General features: G+C 61.1%; 14 protein-coding genes. 5 read left to right on the top strand and 9 right to left on the bottom strand.

Annotated elements, in window-relative coordinates; genetic code table 11:
* The first annotated feature begins 226 nt into the window (after nt 1–226).
* The gene (locus MSL71_RS04910) at nt 227–1,153 is read left to right on the top strand and encodes a DMT family transporter (protein WP_180137523.1); all 927 of its coding nucleotides are present in this window, start codon (nt 227–229) and stop codon (nt 1,151–1,153) included.
* Nucleotides 1,154–1,433: 280 nt separating this feature from the next.
* On the opposite strand, the gene parC is transcribed toward MSL71_RS04910, so the two are convergent.
* The 7 genes from parC to MSL71_RS04875 form a co-directional block, all read right to left on the bottom strand.
* The gene (parC, locus tag MSL71_RS04905) at nt 1,434–3,719 is read right to left on the bottom strand and encodes a DNA topoisomerase IV subunit A (protein WP_180137522.1); all 2,286 of its coding nucleotides are present in this window, start codon (nt 3,717–3,719) and stop codon (nt 1,434–1,436) included.
* 129 nt (nt 3,720–3,848) lie between these two features.
* A complete protein-coding gene (gene parE, locus MSL71_RS04900; RefSeq protein ID WP_180137521.1) occupies nt 3,849–5,762 on the bottom strand; it encodes a DNA topoisomerase IV subunit B in 1,914 nt (637 codons plus the stop codon).
* A 518-nt stretch (nt 5,763–6,280) separates the two neighbouring features.
* Nucleotides 6,281–6,475 (bottom strand): 50S ribosomal protein L28, encoded by a 195-nt coding sequence (rpmB, locus tag MSL71_RS04895; RefSeq protein WP_180137520.1) that lies wholly within the window; start codon nt 6,473–6,475, stop codon nt 6,281–6,283.
* Between the two features lie 278 nt (nt 6,476–6,753).
* On the bottom strand, nt 6,754–7,422 hold the full coding sequence (locus MSL71_RS04890; protein WP_180137519.1) for an outer membrane protein assembly factor BamD: 669 nt from the start codon (nt 7,420–7,422) through the stop codon (nt 6,754–6,756).
* 3 nt (nt 7,423–7,425) lie between these two features.
* A complete protein-coding gene (gene trxB / locus MSL71_RS04885; RefSeq protein ID WP_180137518.1) occupies nt 7,426–8,346 on the bottom strand; it encodes a thioredoxin-disulfide reductase in 921 nt (306 codons plus the stop codon).
* Between the two features lie 179 nt (nt 8,347–8,525).
* Nucleotides 8,526–8,852: a thioredoxin gene (gene trxA / locus MSL71_RS04880; RefSeq protein ID WP_092214083.1), complete on the bottom strand. Its 327-nt coding sequence runs from the start codon at nt 8,850–8,852 to the stop codon at nt 8,526–8,528.
* Nucleotides 8,853–9,170: 318 nt separating this feature from the next.
* The gene (locus MSL71_RS04875; protein WP_180137517.1) at nt 9,171–10,382 is read right to left on the bottom strand and encodes an EAL and HDOD domain-containing protein; all 1,212 of its coding nucleotides are present in this window, start codon (nt 10,380–10,382) and stop codon (nt 9,171–9,173) included.
* Between the two features lie 169 nt (nt 10,383–10,551).
* Between MSL71_RS04875 and purN the strand changes: the two genes are divergently transcribed.
* Nucleotides 10,552–11,322, top strand: a complete 771-nt coding sequence (purN, locus tag MSL71_RS04870) for a phosphoribosylglycinamide formyltransferase (protein ID WP_180137516.1) — start codon at nt 10,552–10,554, stop codon at nt 11,320–11,322.
* A 186-nt stretch (nt 11,323–11,508) separates the two neighbouring features.
* On the opposite strand, the gene MSL71_RS04865 is transcribed toward purN, so the two are convergent.
* Both MSL71_RS04865 and MSL71_RS04860 read right to left on the bottom strand, forming a co-directional pair.
* Complete coding sequence (locus tag MSL71_RS04865; RefSeq protein WP_180137515.1) at nt 11,509–12,687, bottom strand: TraB/GumN family protein; 1,179 nt, start codon at nt 12,685–12,687, stop codon at nt 11,509–11,511.
* A 46-nt stretch (nt 12,688–12,733) separates the two neighbouring features.
* A complete protein-coding gene (locus MSL71_RS04860) occupies nt 12,734–13,666 on the bottom strand; it encodes a tetratricopeptide repeat protein (RefSeq protein ID WP_180137514.1) in 933 nt (310 codons plus the stop codon).
* 402 nt (nt 13,667–14,068) lie between these two features.
* Between MSL71_RS04860 and yedF the strand changes: the two genes are divergently transcribed.
* The 3 genes from yedF to recN all read left to right on the top strand — a co-directional run bounded on the left by yedF (nt 14,069) and on the right by recN (nt 17,120).
* The gene (gene yedF, locus MSL71_RS04855; RefSeq protein WP_180137513.1) at nt 14,069–14,662 is read left to right on the top strand and encodes a sulfurtransferase-like selenium metabolism protein YedF; all 594 of its coding nucleotides are present in this window, start codon (nt 14,069–14,071) and stop codon (nt 14,660–14,662) included.
* A 203-nt stretch (nt 14,663–14,865) separates the two neighbouring features.
* Nucleotides 14,866–15,219: an Hpt domain-containing protein gene (locus MSL71_RS04850; protein WP_180137512.1), complete on the top strand. Its 354-nt coding sequence runs from the start codon at nt 14,866–14,868 to the stop codon at nt 15,217–15,219.
* A gap of 191 nt (nt 15,220–15,410) precedes the next feature.
* Entirely contained in the window at nt 15,411–17,120 is a 1,710-nt protein-coding gene (gene recN, locus MSL71_RS04845) for a DNA repair protein RecN (RefSeq protein WP_180137511.1), read from the top strand.
* Nucleotides 17,121–17,454: the final 334 nt, after the last annotated feature.

Genomic DNA, 17,454 nt, shown 5'->3' with positions numbered 1-17,454 from the left:
GGAAATAAACTATCAGATCGGCATGTTGGTGTCAATCGGTCCACCGCCATGGACGACGGGATGAAAATTGGTTAACGGCCACGGCCAAAGATGGTGTAGACTCAATTCCTTCGGGCCCCTTCCATGGTGCATGGGAGGGGCCGGGTGCGTTTTTGCGGGGCGCTTTAGGGGGCCCGGCACAGAGCAGCGTTGATATACAGGCAGTTGACTTTTGATGGAGTGATGCATGAACGGCAACAAACGTCTCGTGGGCATGGCCGGGTTGGTCCTGGTGGCCTTTTTCTGGGGGATGACCTTTACCGTGATCAAGGAGGCGCTGGACGATGTCCCGGTTGCCTTTTTCCTTGCCCAGCGGTTCCTTCTGGCCTTTGGGCTTCTGTTTGTGGCGCGGCCCCTGGCCAAGGCTCCCCTGAACACCTACACCCTGGGGCGCGGCGTGCTTCTGGGGGGGCTGGTGGTGATGGGCTATGCCCTCCAGACCGTGGCCCTCATCGACACCACCGCATCCAATACCGCCTTTCTGACGGGCCTGAACGTGGTGTGGGTGCCCATCCTGGCCGTGCCCCTGCTCAAGCGCCGCCTGGAAGCCCCCAAGGCCGTGGGCGCTGTCCTGGCCGTGGGCGGGATCTACCTGATGTGCGGCCTCCTGGGCGGGGAAGGCCTCGGCCATGTGAACCGGGGCGACCTCCTTGCCCTGGCCTGCTCCGTGTTTTTCGCCCTGCACATCCTCTACACCGGCCGCTATGCGTCTCGGTGCGACAGCTACTGGCTTGCCGTGATCCAGCTGGGAACCATCGGCGTGCTCTGCGGAGGCGCGGCCCTTGCCAAGGGCCAGCCCCTGTTCTCCTGGAAACCGGAGATCGCCGTGGCCCTGATTTTGTGCTCCTTTCTGGCCACTGTCCTTCCCTTTCTCATCCAGACCACGGTCCAGAAATGGGTCTCCCCTTCGGATACCGCCCTGATCTTCTGCCTGGAGCCGGTCTTTGCCGCCCTGTTTGCCTGGGTCCTGGCCGGTGAGGCCATGGGACGCATGGAGTACGGGGGGGCGGCGCTGATTCTTCTGGGGATGGTGGTGTCGGAGAGGTGGAAGATGGGGAAGGGGGAAGGTCAAAGGCTAAAGGCTAAAGGCGAAGGGCTAAGGGCGAAGGGGTGAATGGTGAGTGGTGAGTGGGGGCGCTCCGTCGGTGTTGGCGGGGCGTTTTTTGTTGGGGTGGGGGAGGCGAAGGGCTAAGGGCGAAAGGTTAAAGGGTGAATGGTGAATGGGGGCGCTCCGTCGGTGTTGGCGGGGCGTTTTTTGTTGGGGGAGGGGAGGCTAAGGGCGAAGGGGGAAGGCGGAAGGTTAATGGCGAAAGGGGAAAAGGGGAAAAGGGGAAAAGGAACGCCCTGCCGGTGGGGGGCAGGGCGTTTTTTGGTGAAAGAGGGGGGGGGCTGGATCAATCCGGGTCTGTGAGGAGCATGGGCTGTTCCGGTTCCTTGACTTCCACGCGGTCCACCTTCTGGTAGCCGCGGGGGAGTTTTTTGCCCCGTAAGCCCCGTGAACTCATGTACTCGGCCACGTTGCCGGGCTTGAGGGTGAGGTGGCGCTTGCCCGCGTAGATGATGATGCTGCTCTCCTTCTGGAGGGTGAACAGGCGGATGAGCAGCTCTTCTCCGGCCTTGGCTTTTGCCGACGGAATGTTGATGATCTTGTTGCCTTTGCCCTTGGGGAGCATGGGCAGGTCCCGTAAGGGGAAAATGATCATGCGGCCCTCGCTGGTGATGGCGGCCAGCAGGGTGTCGTCCAGCGTGGGGACGGCAAGGGGCGGAATGGGCGAGGCCCCTGCAGGCAGGGTGAGAAGGGCTTTGCCCGCTCTGTTCTTGCTCAGGAGGTCGCCGAACTTGGCAATAAACCCGTACCCGGCGTCCGAGGCCATCAGGAGAAGGTCCTTGCGGCTTCCGGTGATCATGTGCCGGAAGGTGGCCCCTGAAGGCGGTGCAAAGCGGCCTGTGAGGGGCTCGCCATGGCTCCTGGCCGAGGGCAGGGTATGGGACTCCAGGCTGTAGCTTCGCCCTGTGGAGTCGATGAAGGCGGCGAATTGGGAGCTTTTGCCTTCAGCTGCGCAGAGGAGTTCGTCCCCTGCTTTGTACTTGATGCGGGACAGGTCCACGTCGTGGCCCTTGGCCGAGCGGACCCAGCCGTTCTTGGAGAGGATCAGGGTCACGGGTTCCGTGGGGATGAGGTCCTTTTCCGAGAGGGCCTGGGCTTCCTGGCGCTCCACCACAGGGGACCTGCGGTCGTCGCCGTAGAGCTTGGCGTCGGCCTTGATTTCTTTCTGGATGAGCTTAACCAGGCGCTTGCCTGAGCTGAGGATCTTTTCCAGCTCGTCCCGCTCCTTGGCGAGTTCTTCCTGCTCGCCCCGGATCTTCATCTCTTCGAGTTTGGCCAGGTGGCGCAGGCGCAGCTCCAGGATGGCTTCTGCCTGCTGGTCTGTGAGGCCGAAGCGCTCCATGAGGGCGGGCTTGGGCTTGTCCTCGCTTCTGATGATGGCGATGACCTCGTCAATGTTGAGGAAGGCCACCAACAGGCCGTCTAAGATGTGCAGGCGCTTTCTCACCTTTTCCAGGCGATGGGTGAGGCGGCGGGTGACCGTGTCCTTGCGGAACTCCAGCCATTCGGAGAGGAGCTGCACAAGCCCTTTGACCTGGGGCTTGCCCGATGTGCCGATGACGTTCATGTTGACCCGGTAGTTGCGCTCCAGGTCCGTGGTGGCAAAGAGGTGATCCATAAGGGCCTCTCTGTCGATGCGGTTGGACCGGGGTACCACCACGATGCGGGTGGGGGCTTCGTGGTCGGATTCGTCCCTTAAGTCCGCCACCATGGGCAGCTTTTTGGCCTGCATCTGGGCGGCGATCTGCTCGATGACCTTGGCCCCTGAGACCTGGTAAGGCAGGGCCGTGATGACCAGGTCCCCGTTTTCCCGGCTCCACACTGCCCGCATCTTTACGGTGCCGTGGCCCGTGACGTAAAGCTTGCGCAGGTCCTCGGCCGGGGTGATGATCTCGGCCTCCGTGGGAAAGTCTGGGCCCTTGATGTGTTCAAGGAGTTCCCGGGTGTCGGCCTCGGGGTGAGAGAGAAGGTGCACGCAGGCATCGGCCACCTCCCGGAGGTTATGGGGCGGGATGTCCGTGGACATGCCCACGGCAATACCCGTGGTGCCGTTTAAAAGCAGGTTGGGCAGCCGGGCCGGAAGCACGGCCGGTTCCTGAAGGGTGCCGTCGAAGTTGGGGATCCAGTTCACCGTGCCGTGGCCCACCTCGTCTAAAAGGACCTGGGCGTAAGGGGAGAGGCGGGACTCGGTGTATCGCATGGCGGCAAAGGATTTGGGGTCGTCAGGGGCCCCCCAGTTGCCCTGGCCGTCCACCAGGGGGTAGCGGTAGGAGAAGTCCTGGGCCATGAGCACCATGGCCTCGTAACAGGCCGAGTCCCCGTGGGGATGGAACTTGCCCAGCACGTCGCCCACGGTACGGGCCGACTTCTTGTACTTGGCCGTGGCCTTGAGCCCAAGCTCGCTCATGGCGTAGACAATACGCCGCTGGACCGGCTTGAGCCCGTCCCCGATGTGGGGCAGGGCGCGGTCGAGGATGACGTACATGGAGTACTCCAAGTACGCGTCCTCGGCAAAGTGCTTGATGGGCTGCTGCTCGCCACCCTCTTCGGTGAAATGTGTTTCGTGTTTCATTTAGAAAAATGCCTTCTATGGTCAAAGCCGGTTCAAAAAGCATGCCTCCGGCGCCAGGGACTTTCATCTTCGCCCTGGCCCTCAGGGTCGCACATGCTCCGTCCCTTCGTTTTTCAGGGGCCTCACATGCTACACAACCAGGGTGTTGGCCTCGGCGAGGTCGCCTTTGGTCTCCAGCCAGTTGCGTCGGTCCGACGCCCGCTTTTTGGCAAGGAGCATGTCAAACAGGGCGTCCGGGGCGTCGTTCTCGTCCCCTGTGGTGAGCTGGAGAAGCCGCCGGGTGTCCTCGGCCATGGTGGTCTCCCGGAGCTGCAAGGGGTTCATCTCGCCCAGGCCCTTGAATCGCACCACGTTGACGGTGCCGCGCTTCTTCTCCTTGGCAATGCGGTCCAGAATGACCTGCTTTTCCGCTTCGTCCAGGGCGTAGTGCACCTCCTTGCCGATGTCGATGCGGAAGAGGGGCGGCATGGCCACATAGACATGGCCCTCTTCCACCAGGGGGCGGAAGTGCTTGAGGAACAGGGCGCAGAGCAGGGTGGCGATGTGCAGGCCGTCGGAGTCCGCGTCGGCCAGGATACACACCTTGCCGTAGCGCAGCTGCTTAAGATCGTCGGAGCCGGGGTCCACGCCAAGGGCCACGGCAATGTCGTGGATCTCCTTGGAGTTCAGCACCATCTCGGGCTCCACCTCCCAGGTGTTGAGGATCTTACCGCGCAGGGGCATGATGGCCTGGGTCTGGCGGTCGCGGGCCTGTTTGGCCGAGCCGCCTGCGGAATCACCCTCCACCAGGAAGAGCTCGGTGCGGGCGATGTCGGTCTCCACGCAGTCGGCCAGCTTGCCGGGAAGGGCCGGGCCCTGGGTGATCTTTTTACGCGCCACCTTTTTACCGGCCTTCATGCGCTTCTGGGCCCTGGCCAGGGCCATCTCGGCCAGGAACTCCCCTTCGGCCGTGTTCTGGTTGAGCCAGAGGCTGAAGGCGTCCTTGGCAATGCCCGAGACATAGGCGGCGACCTGACGCGAGGAGAGGCGCTCCTTGGTCTGGCCCGAGAACTGCGGGTCGGCCATTTTTACGGAGAGAACGTAGGCGCAGTTTTCCCAGATGTCTTCAGGGGCAAGGCGCACGCCCCGGGGCAGCAGCTTGTGGATGTCGCAGAACTCCCTCAAGGCGGCAAGCAGGCCGCTCCTCAGGCCGTTGACGTGGGTGCCGCCCTGGGCCGTGGGGATGAGGTTGACGTAGCTCTCGGCCACCACCGTACCCCCTTCGGGGAGCCAGGTGACGGCCCAGGAGGCGGCTTCGCTGTCCCCTTCCAGCTCTCCGATAAAGGGCGGGGAGGGGACCTGCTCCAAGTCGCCCAGGCTTTCGGTGAGGTAGGCGGAGAGGCCGTCCTCATAATACCAGCGGTGCTTTTCTCCCCCGGGGATGTCCCGGAAGCAGACGGTGAGGCCTTTGCAGAGAACGGCCTTGGCCTTGAGGATGTGGATGAGTCGCCTTACGGAAAATTTTGCGGTGTCGAAGTAGCTGGCGTCGGGCCAGAACCGGACTGTGGTGCCGGTGTTCCTCCGGCCCACTTCCCCCACCTGGGTCAGGGGAGAGACTGTCTCCCCGTGTTCGAAGGCGATGGCGTATTTCTTGCCGTCCCGCCGGATCTCAACCTCCACACGGGTACACAGGGCGTTGACCACCGAGACACCCACGCCGTGAAGGCCGCCTGAAAAGGTGTAGTTCTTGCCGGAAAACTTGGCGCCGGCATGGAGACGGGTCATGATGAGCTCCACACCGGTGATCCCCTCTTCGGGGTGGATGTCCACGGGCATGCCGCGTCCGTTGTCGCTCACCTCCAGGGAGCCGTCCTCATAGAGCACCACCGAGACCTTGTCCGCGTACCCGGCGATGGCCTCGTCCACGCTGTTGTCGATGGCCTCCTGGGCCAGGTGGTTGGGGCGGTCGGTGTCGGTGTACATGCCCGGACGGCGCCTGACGGGGTCAAGGCCCTTGAGGACCTCGATGGCATCCGCATCATATCGTTTTTCATGCAAGTCCATAGTGGTGAAACAACACTCCTAGAAAATCCGATTCAACGTCTTTTAAACGCAAGGGATACATCCGGCAGGAGCGGCGCTTGCCGCGTGTGCCGTGGGGTTTGCCGATACCGGAAGATGGGCCGTTCGTGACGAAGGCCGACCGTGGAAGGCAGCACCAAAGATGGCCGCCATGGCGCTCCGGTTTCGGTATCATAACCTTTTTTGAAGTTTTCGCAATTTTTTTGTGGAGACGGGGAGGGCAGGAACCTATCGTGAGACATAACGACGGGTTGTGAAGCAGGGAAGGGCGGATGAAAACACTACAGGCTCTCTCGAATGGGTGCTGATGGCGTCAAGAGAGCCTGAGGTCTTCTGCGGGCGGTACGTGGGATGATGACGGGATCGGCGGCGGTCGGTGTCAGGTGGTGTTCCAACGGCAAAAAGGCAGGTCTGCCGGCGCGGCAAATTCTTTGTGCCGGAGTCGGGACCCACCCACCGAACGCGTTATGAACCGGTCAATCAAGCCTGAGCGAAAACCACTACTTGGCGGCTTTGATCACGTTGCCGGACTTGATGCAGCTGGTGCATACGGTCATCTTCTTCACGGTGCCGTTTTTGAGGGCACGAACGTTCTGAAGGTTGGGATTGAAACGGCGCTTGTTGACATTGTGGGCGTGGCTCACGTTGTTGCCAACCATCGGCTTTTTGCCACATATTTCACACATCTTGGACATGTTGCACACTCCTTTTTTCACGTTGATGGCTTTGTAAAACGGCCGGTAGGGCCGGATATCCATTCGGCAAGACACAAGTGGTTTACCGGCTCTTTTTTACGAACCCGTCAAGGCGTCAGGTGACGTAAAAAAATAACGAGTCTGTATAAAACAAAAGTCAGGCCGTGTAAAGCCTTTTTATCGCTTCGAATCAAACGGGAAGAAGGGCCGGCGCTTCAACGCCCGCCCTTTTGCTTCCTGCGGGTTGCTTACGGGGGTGACCGCACGGGGAAACCGGCCTATTCGGCTTCCTTGGCTTCCTCTTCGGCCAGCTTTTCCCGGGACTGAGTCGCCAGCTTCTGGGCTTCTTCGTCATACCCGAGACCGGCGTAGGCGTCGATCACCGTCTGGAAACGGTGAAGGGCGCTTTTGTACTTTTTGTTCTTCAGGTAATAGCGGCCGACGTACATCTCGTGACCGGCAAGGCTCTTCAGGCAGACCTCCCTCTTTTTCTTCGCCTCATCCACATAGGCGCTCTCGGGGTACTGCCTGATCAGGCGCGTAAAGATGGAGATCGCTTTGATGGCCTGGGCCTGGTCCCTGTCCACCGTGTCCAGCCGGTTGAAGTAACAAAGGGCCTGCTGGTTGATGATGTAGTCGATGGACTCGTGCCGGGGGTGGAGCTTTTCAAACTCTTCGTAGGCAATGGCCGCCTCGTCGTAGGCTTCCATTTTGAAGTGGGCCTCGGCGATGTTGAACTCCGCCTCCACGGCCAGTTTGTCAAAGGGGTACCAGTCCCTGAGTTTGGTGTAGATCTTGATGGCCTCTTCGTAGCGTTCCTTTTCAAACTGGACCCTGGCGTCTTCGGCCAGCTCCGGGGCCAGCTTCTCTTCTTTGGTCTTGGGACCGCAGGAGACAAAGGCAAGCGAGACAAAGGCGATGAGTACGAGGGAGATCAGACGCTTCATGGATCAGTGCCCTTCTATGTAGTGTTCAGCCGAGGTGGCGGCAATGGCGCTGTCGCCCACTGCCGTGGCAATCTGGCGCAGGGGGGTGCTCCGGACGTCGCCTGCGGCAAAGACACCGGGGATGTTGGTGGCCATGTTGGCGTCGGTCTTGATGAAGTTCCACTCATCCATGTCCAGGGCGGTGCCCAGAAAGTCGGTGTTGGGAAGGATGCCGATCCAGATGAAGCAGCCTTCCGCGGCGATCCTCTTCTCTTCTTCGGTCTTCACGTTTTTCACGGTGACGCCCTCAAGCCCGAAGAATCCGTCCAGGCCGGTGACCACGGAGTCCCAGACCATCTCGATCTTGTCGCTGGCCAGGGCCCGCTCCTGAAGGATCTTGGCGGCCCTGAGCTGGTCGCGTCGGTGGACCAGGTAGACCTTTTTGGCAAACTTGGTGAGGTAGAGGCTCTCCTGGACGGCGGTGTCGCCGCCGCCCACGGCCACCACGGTCTTGTCCTTGAAGAAGGGGCCGTCGCAGGTGCCGCAGTAGGAGACGCCCTTGCCGTGGAATTTATCCTCGCCCACGTGGAGGGTGCGGGGGGAGGCCCCGGTGGTGATGATGACGGTCTTTGCCGTGAGGACCTTGTCCCCGACGGTGATGGACTTTACCTCGCCTTCGAGTTCCGCCTTCTCCACTTCGCCGTATTCGAATTTAAGGTCGAACTGACGGGCTTGCTCCAGCATCTTGTCGGAGAGGTCGGGGCCGCTGATGCCCTCGGGGAAGCCGGGATAGTTTTCAATCCAGTCGGTGATGAGAACCTGGCCGCCGGTGGCGGCTTTCTCAACCAGGACGGTGTTGAGGCGTGCGCGGGATGCATACATGCCTGCGGTGAGGCCGGCGGGGCCACCGCCGATGATGATCAGGTCGTAATTGTTTTCTGCCATGTCTTCCATCCAGAATCGACGGGGCACAGATGACGGTGCGGCCCGTTCCTTTGCCTTTCGGCGAAAAGAGCGGGCCGCGTATACGCCCGGACGTGCTCCGTCCGTATGATGCCTGCGCGTGTTCTGCGGATCATGCCCCGGGTCGGGGCGCTTTGCAGGGCGCGGTCATCGGGTCAGTCTTAGAGAAGCTTGCCGATGGTCTCTTCCAGCTTTGCCTTGGCCGTCATGCCGGTGATGGTGTCCACAATCTCGCCGCCCTTGACAAAGAGCAGGGTGGGGATGGCGCGCACTTCATAGCGGCTGGGGGAAAGGGGGTTGTCGTCCACGTTGCATTTCACGAACTTTACCTTGCCGTCGTATGTGCCGGAGAGCTCTTCGATGATGGGACCGATGGCTCGACAGGGGCCGCACCAGGGGGCCCAGAAGTCCACAACAACGGGAAGGTCGGCGCTCATCACTTCAGTTTCAAACGTGTCATCTGTAATATTGAGGATACCTTCAGCCATGATCGTTTTCCTTTGCTTGATATGGGTTGTTTTTCGATGATTTTCTTTGCGTTGAAATATATTTACGCTTCACGGCCTTGTCAAGTGGCCCCCTTCGGGATTCCCGGGCCGGTGTAGCCTCCGAAGGGCAGGGTGGCCTGAGGCAACGAAAAAAACGTCGGCATCCCCGGTAGATGGGGTGCCTCGATATGGGGTGGGCATTGGTGCCGGGCTGCGGCCCGGCGGTGTTGTTACACGCTCTGGCTTTTGCGGGACCTGGATTTCATTGAGTATACCTTCTTTGGCGCGAATGGGAAAGGCCTCTTGCGCCGGTGGGCCCTACACCGGCAGGCTCTGGTTCCAGGTGAGGGTGTCGGTGATGATCTTTCCGATGTGATGTTCCGCAAGGTTTATGGTGCGGGCTTCCCGGGCCATCTCAGTCCACTGGCCCTGTTCAAAGGCCCTGGCAAACCGAAGGAAGGGGGCCTGGGGGCCGGTGCCGCTGGTGAGGGCCGCCACCGTGGCCGGGGAGAGGGGCAGGTGGCTGAGCACCTCCTTCATGGGGCGATGCAAAATGGTGTCGATGAGGGAAAAAATTCCCAGGGTGAAAAGCTCTGCAGGGTCGGTGCGCAGGCTGGAGTGGCCCACGGCAAGTTCGCAGATGCGTCCGCGCACCGCAGAGACGCGCAGCAGCTCTTCAGGCACGTCCGAGGCGAGGTTGCCCATGGCGATGAGGCCCACCAGGCGACGCACCTCGTCGAGGCCCAGCATGCGAAGGGCCTCCCTCAGGGAGGAGGCCGGATGCTTGAGGCCGTACCAGGCGCTGTTTAAATGGGAGAGGAGCTTGAACACGATGGCCACGTCCGTCACCACGAGGCGTTCCACAGCCTCCACATCCACGTCGGAGCGATTGATCTCGGCCACCAGCCGCAGCAGGGTGAGGCTGGACGCGGGGATCTCTTTGCCGGAGATGACCTCCGGCCGGCAGAAGAAGTACCCCTGGAAAAGGCTGAAGCCCAGCCCGGCGGCCCAGGCAAACACCTCCCGTGATTCCACCTTTTCCGCCAGGAGGGTGATCCCCCTTTGGCGGGCGGAGCGCGCCAGGGCCTCCACCTTTTCGGGCGGGGTGTCCAGCAGGTCCACTTTGATGATGTCGGCCACATCAAGGAAGGGGCTGGAGGCGGCGTCCAGCACAAAATCATCCAGGGCCACGGTGTATCCGCGGGCCCGTGCTTCGGCCAGGGCGCGCACGACTTTTGGGGTGGCAGGCACGGTCTCCAGGACCTCGATGACGGTCTGCTTTAAGGGGAAAAGGCTTGGGATTCCGTCGTTTATCAGCTTTTCTGTGAAGTTGATAAAGGCATACTTTCCGTTTGTTAAGGTGTCGATGCCTATGGTAAAGAAGCTGCTGGAGAGAAGCTGAGACGTGGCCATGTCCCCGTCCATCTCTTCGGGCATGGCATTGTGCCTGCCGTTTCGAAAGAGAAGCTCATAACCGTAGACCTGCGTGCGTGTATCAAAGATCGGTTGCCGTGCTATATGGGTATCCATCTGTCGTTACTCCCCGGTGTGCCGTTGAACCTGGTCGAACCCTGGTGTCTGTGCAAGAGCCGAAAGTATAGGGAAACAGCGAGGGGCGGTCAAAAGAAAAAGAGACGGTCGCTCCCGAGAGAAGTGTTTTGCTGCGGGACCGCACGACAAAACCAGGTAAAGGAGTCGGATGAAAGGGAATTCTAAGATGAACATCGGTGTGTTGGTTTCTGGGGGAGGGTCCAACCTCCAGGCGATTATGGATGCCGTGGCCGTGGGCGACCTGGATGTGAATATCGCCTGTGTGGGCTCGGACAACCCCGATGCAGGCGGCCTGCAACGGGCCGATAAGGCGGGCATTCCCACCTTTGTCACCGATTACGGCGCCCTCTTCGGCCGCTGGCGAGACGGGGCTCCCCTGCCCGAAGATTTCTGCCTGGAGACCGTGGCCGCCCGCCAGAGCCTGATGAAAGGCAGTGACCCGGATTCCCTGAGGGCCTTCCTTGAGAAGCGCGCCATGGCCGAATCAGCCCTGCTGGCCGCCCTGGTACCCTACAAGATCGATCTGCTTGTTCTGGCCGGGTTCATGCGGGTCCTGACCCCTTACTTCATTGATGCCCTCAACACCGACCCGAACCGGCCCCGCATTATGAATATCCACCCGGCCCTTCTCCCCGCCTTCCCCGGCACCGACGGTTACGGGGACACCTTTCGCTACGGCTGCAAGGTGGGGGGCTGCACCGTTCATTTTGTGGACTACGGCGAGGACTCCGGCCCCATCATCGGCCAGAGCAGCTTTTCCATTGACCCGGGCGACGACCTGGACGCCGTCAAGAAAAAAGGTCTGGCCGAAGAGTGGCGCCTCTTCCCCGAGTGTATCCGGCTTTATGCCGAAGACCGCCTGAACGTTGTGGAACGTGAAGGCACCCGCGTGGTGGAGATTCTTCCCGAGAAGGATTGATCTGCTGAAAACGCCTGGTTGAAGAACAGGAAAGGCCACGCCCATGGGACTGCATGGGCGTGGCCTTTGTGTTTTGTGAGGCGAGATTGATTGGGGCGAATCGTCCGCAATGGCGGAGGCAGAGCCTGGGAACGAAGGCCGGGAGCATTCGCGAACCTGGGGTGCAGGGGATGTATCCCCTGCTCTTTATCCGTTAAGGATTCGGGCCATCATGGGCAGGGCCACGGCCGTGCCGATGGTGCTGCCTAAGTTGGTGAAGACCACCACGAGGAGGACCCGGGTCACCTTGTTGCGCCAGAAGCCTTTGACCGAGAGGATGTCGTCTCCCAGGCTCTCGAAGTCCATGACCTTGGGCTTGCGCACAAAGGCCTCCACGAGGCCGGAGACCCAGCCTGCAGCCACCATGGGGTTCAGGGAGGTCAGGGGGGCGGCAAGGACCGCCGAGGCAATGGTGGCGGGGTGCCCGAAGGCGATGATGGCTCCGATACCGGCCAGGATGCCGTTGGCGGCGATCCACCAGCCCATCATGCCGGCACCGGCTTCGGCGCCGCCGCTGGAAAACCCGTAGATGATCAGGGCGGTGACCAGAAGGGGCAGGCCCCATTTCAGGACCTTACCGGTCTTTCCCGGCGGGGGGACCTCGTCTAAAGAGGTGATATCGATGGTGTTGTCGAAGTAGCGCAGGATGCCGGGCAGGTGCCCTGCCCCCACCACGGCCACGACCTTGTTCCCGGCCGCGTGACGGATGTTGTGGGCCAGGTAGCGGTCCCTTTCGTCGATGAGAATCTCCCGGAGGGCCGGGTGGGATTTGCCCACGTCTTCCAGCACGCTCTCCAGCATGTCCTGGTTTTTGAGCTTTTCGATCTCCTCTTCTTCGATGTCGTCGGCGCTGCCCACGGAAAGAAGCATCTGGAAGAGCAGGGAAACCTTCTTGAAAAAGCCCATGGAGTGCCAGGCCCGGGACAGGGTGGTCTGGACGTTCCGATCGGCCAGGACCAGCTCGGCCTCCACTTCGTCGGCTTTGGCAACGGCGCGGATCATCTCTTCACCGGGCCGGATGTCGAATTTTTCAGCCACCTTTTTCTGGAACGAAGCCAGGAGGAGGTTGGCCAGGAGGAGAAAGGATTTCTTCTCCCGGATCACCTTGATGATGTCCATGTTGCGCCAGGCGTCCCGTTCGGTCATGGACTGGTGGCGGGCCTGACAGAGCTCCACGCACACGGTGTCCGGCTTCTCCTCTTCGATGACGCGCTCCACGAGCTCGGCGCTCTCGCGGGAGACGTGGGCGGTGCCGATGATGATGTACTCCTTGCCGTTACGCGTCAGGCGTTTGACCATCTCTGTGTTTTGTTCCGTTGATTCCATTATACTAAGGTATCCCTTGTGGTTCACATGTCAGTGGGGTTGCGGGTCAGTCGCAGGGCGATGCGCTGCTGTCGCCCTGGGTCCAGCGCTCCAAAAAGTAATCGGGGACGGGCGTGGTGCCGACCTCCCCGGGAAGGTCTGTCAACATGGTCTCGGTGATCTCCTGCTCGGTTTCGTCGCCCAGGAGCAGGGCAATGCCCAGGGCCCGTTGGAGATGCCAGGCCGCGTCCTCGGGTTGGTCCATGAGTGCCAGGCAGCGGCCCATCTCCCGAAGGTCTCCGGCCATGCGGAGCAGGGCGCCCCGCTCCTGGTCCGCCTTCAGGGCCTTGGAGAACGCGGTAAAGGCTTCGTCAAAACGTCCCAGGTAAAGGTGGCACTTGCCGATGGCCACGTTCAGGGAGGCGTCGAACGAAAGGCCCGGGCTTTGTTCCTTTTGGGCAAGGGCCTGAAGCATGGTCAGCGCCCCCTGGGCGTCCCCGGTTTCCCGCATGAGGTTGGCCCGGACAACCTGTGTCTGGGGCCAGGAGAATCCCACCTCAAGGGCGCTGCTGTCCGCCAGGTCAAGGCGGCTCTCCGCCAGAACCGCTGATCTGCCCATGAGGTGGGCGGCGGCCATGTTCGTCAGCACCCGGACTTCGCCCCGGGTGTTTTCACTGCTTTCGTGGATCCATAGTGCCTGCTCGTAGAAGACCAGGGCATCTCCAGCCTGCCCGTTTTCCAGATAGACATTGCCGATGTTGTTGAAGCAGGCTGCCAGGGCGTCCTGGTCGTCGGCCAGGGTGAAGAGTTCCACGGCCTTGAAGTAGCTCTCCACGGCCTTTGTGGAACAGCCCCGGATGGCAAAGCGGTCACCGGTCTCCACGGCGCGGGCGCCCTTGGTATAAAACGGGTTGGTGGGCGCAGGGGCCTTGCCGCCGGTGGCGCAGGCGGAACATCCGGCGAGGATCGCAACCGATATGAACAGCGCAAGGGGTTTCATGGGTATGTTACCTCCTGTGATCAGCGTGAACCGAGGCAGTGATTTGTGTGGCTCATCACGGGCGTCGAGCGGGGCGGCGATGGGTTCAAGTCATAGGGCATCCCGAGGCCACTCTCTACAAGATCATGCGCCCGGCATGCGGGGGAACCCGGTATGTAGTACCTCGTCGGGCTCCAACACCCTGCAATGCAAGGCCATCATATATACACCCATCGCGTTGACCCTGTCACCAAAAAACTCCGGAGGACCCGGTAGGGACGCTGTCTATGGAAACGTGGATTTGTATCGATAGAAACAATTGGACAGGGCCCTTGGGGGCGGAGATTATGCAATTCGGACGGGCCGCGTCGTGCCCGTGATACATGGCGTTGACAGTTTTCGGACACCCGATGAAGGAATATCATGGAAACACTCGATTTTAAAGGGCTGGCATGTCCCCAGCCCGTGATTCGCACCAAGGCGTATCTGGAAGAAACCGCCGACTGCCTTGATCTCGCCGTACAGGTGGACAACAGGGCTGCGGCGGAAAATGTGACCCGTTTTCTGGAAGGCCAGGGCTTTGCCGTGGCCACGGAAGGAGGCGACGACCTCTTTACCGTCTCCGGCCGACGCACCGAAGCCGGGGCTTCACCCGCGGCTTCCGAAGGGACCGGTTCTACAGGGTCGGTTCTGGTGATGATTACCCACAACACCATCGGCACCGGGGATCTGGACCTGGGCGGCAAGCTCATGCTCAACTTCCTGAAGACCCTGCCCGAGATGGGGGATGGCCTCTGGCGGATCATGCTGGTCAACGAGGGGGTCAAGCTGGTCTGTCGGGACACCGAGACCCTGGCCGAGCTCTCCGCCCTGGAGAAAAACGGGGTCAGCCTCCTGGTGTGCGGCACCTGCCTCGAACACTTCGGGCTCATGGAGGACAAGGGTGCGGGCATTACCACCAACATGCTTGATATCGTCACCAGCCTCCAGGTGGCGGACAAGGTGATCAATATCTGACCCCCGGCGATGCAGGGCGGGTGAGGGTTCGTTTTCATGGGTTCGACTCCGGTCGCGCCCATGATTTGTTTTGACCCCGTGAAAAGGCTTCGGTATACTTTTCAGCCAGAAAGACCCCACAGGGCGACAGGATGTATGTCTGACGTTTCAACGGGTTGGCTCCGGCCGGGGCGGCCCCCTTTATACGAAGGAACACCTCATCCATGAAACGAACCCACGACGAGGCTCCCATCGACGTTGACGAGCTCATGGACATCATGGGCGGCGACCGGACATTGATCCGGGAGTGCCTTGTGGATTTCTCCCGGGAATACGACGGAATGATTGCGGCCATCCGTGATGCATCGGCCAAAGGGGACGGCGAGTCCCTGGAGAGGGCCGCACATGCTTTGAAAGGGAGCCTCACCTACCTCGCGGCACGACCCGCTGCAGCAGCGGCCTTTGAACTGGAAAAAACGGGCCGGGGAGGCCAGCTCAACGAGCTGGAGTCAAAGCTGGCGGACCTGGAGCTGGAGTGCGGCAAGCTGTGGGCCTTTCTCAAGGGTTTCATGAACTGAAGACCCGGTGTTTCAAGAGGTTATCGTTGCCGCTGGTCCCACCTTTTTTCATGGGCCTCCCTGTGTTGTCCACCCCGGGCCTGCTTTACAAAGACGGGATGCTGTGACATAACATACCGGCGCCCCATGCCTTGGGCGGGCTGCTGTGTATTGTGGACATCACGTCAATTCCGGGGGGGAAGGCATCGCCCATGCTCACAGAACTTTCCATTCGACATTTCGCGATCATCGATGATCTTTCCATCTCGTTCGACGAGGGACTGACCGTTCTCAGCGGGGAAACCGGCGCGGGCAAGTCGATCATCATCAACGCCTTGAACCTTCTTCTCGGAGGGCGGGCCTCCGCGTCCCTTGTACGCACCGGAGAGGCCGCAGCCGAGGTGGAGGGGCACTTTGCCGTTCCGCAAGGGAGCGACACCGCCGAAAGGCTCACCGCCATGGGGCACGACCCTGCCGAAGGGCTCCTCGTGCGCCGGGTGATCTCGGCCACGGACCGCCACCGGGTCTATATCAACGGTCGTCTTGCCACCATGCAGCTCCTGGCCGAACTCACGGAAAACCTTGCCAGCATCTCCGGTCAACACGCACACCAGGCCCTCTTAAAGGAGGAACTCCACCTCCTCTTCCTCGACCGCTTTGCAGGGCTCATGCCCCTGCGGGACAAGGTGGCAAAGGCCTACCACGCCCTGGCGCCTCTCCTTGAAACCCTCCGCAAAAAAGAGGCCCTGAAACAGCGCCAGCAAGAGCAGGAAGAGCTCCTGCGTTTTCAGAAAGAGGAGCTGGACGCCGCAGCCCTGGAGCCGGGGGAGGACACTTTCCTTGAATCCGAACGGGTGCGCCTGAGAAACGCCGAGTCCCTGTTGCGCACGGCAGGGGACGGGGTGGCCACCCTGTATACCGCCGAGGGCGCTGTCTACGAGCAGGTTACCCAGCTGAAAAAGGAGCTGGAGAAAGGGGCCGGAGCCGACAGCGGCATGGCGCCCCTTCTGTCCGAAGCCGAAGAGCTCTGCTACCGGGTGGAAGACCTCTCGCGCAACCTCCAGCAGTATCGCGACGGCATCACCGTGGACGAGCGAGCCCTGGACGCCGCCGAAGAGCGCCTCGATTTTCTCAACAAACTCAAGCGCAAGTACGTGGGTGCTTCCGCCGATCTCTCGGAGCTCATCGATCGCCGTCAGGCCATTGAAACCGAGCTGGCGGCCCTGGAAAACCTGGAGGTGGAGATGGAAGGCCTGGAGGCGGCCATCAGCGAGGCCCGTGAAACCCTCCATGCCCTGTGCCTCACCCTCTCGGAAAAACGGCAAAAGGCCGCGGGCAAGCTCTCTTCCCTGGTGGAAAAAGAGCTGAAATACCTGGAGATGCCCCGGGCCAGATTCCATGTGGCCGTTGCCCCCCTGGGCGCGGAGTCCGGCGGCACCGCCGAAGGCCCCGCAGGGGTCCGCATGGGAGAGACCGGCATGGATCGCGCGGTCTTTATGATCGCCCCCAACGTGGGGGAAGCGGAAAAACCCCTTGCCAAGATCGCCTCGGGAGGGGAGCTCTCCCGCGTGGTCCTGGCCGTGAAAACCATCCTGGCCGAAGGGGACGCCGTGGGCACCGTGGTCTTTGACGAGGTGGACTCCGGCATCGGCGGCGGGGTGGCCGAGGTGGTGGGCATGAAGATCAAGGAGATCGCAGGCCACCACCAGGTGCTATGCATCACCCATCTGCCCCAGATCGCCAAGTTCGGCACCCACCACTACCGCATCGAAAAGCAGGTGGTGGCCGGGCGCACCTGTACCTCCATCACCCCCCTCTCCGAGGAGGGGCGCGTAAGCGAGATGGCCCGGATGCTCGGCGGGGTCGAAGTGACCCGCGCCACCCTGGATCATGCCCGCGAGATGCTGGAAACAGCAGGGTAAGGCCTTAAGTAAGGCACCGATCTCAGGGTCAACGCAATTAAACATTCAGTTGCCTCCGGCGGGTCGCTTTTTGAAAAAAGCTCCGCAAAAACGTTCCGGTAATAAAAAATGAAGAGGGGCCATGCCTTGTAGGGACGCATCCTCAATAAACCAAACCTGTTTGTCAAACTTTTCAAAAGTTTGGCCCCCGGCAGGGCCGCCGGAGGCAAAAATCTAAATGCGTTAACCCTGCACCGACCTTGACAACACTTAAAAAGTGCCCATAATGTACGGAACTGACGAAGGATTTGATCCCGTATGGCGCGGGATGTTTTTTGGATATACTCCGCGGCGC

Origin of the sequence: Desulfoluna butyratoxydans, from assembly GCF_900699765.1 — a bacterium.
GTDB classification, from domain to species: Bacteria; Desulfobacterota; Desulfobacteria; order Desulfobacterales; family Desulfolunaceae; genus Desulfoluna; species Desulfoluna butyratoxydans.
Note: the sequence above shows the minus strand (reverse complement) of the source record. Positions and strands in the feature narration are given on the sequence as shown.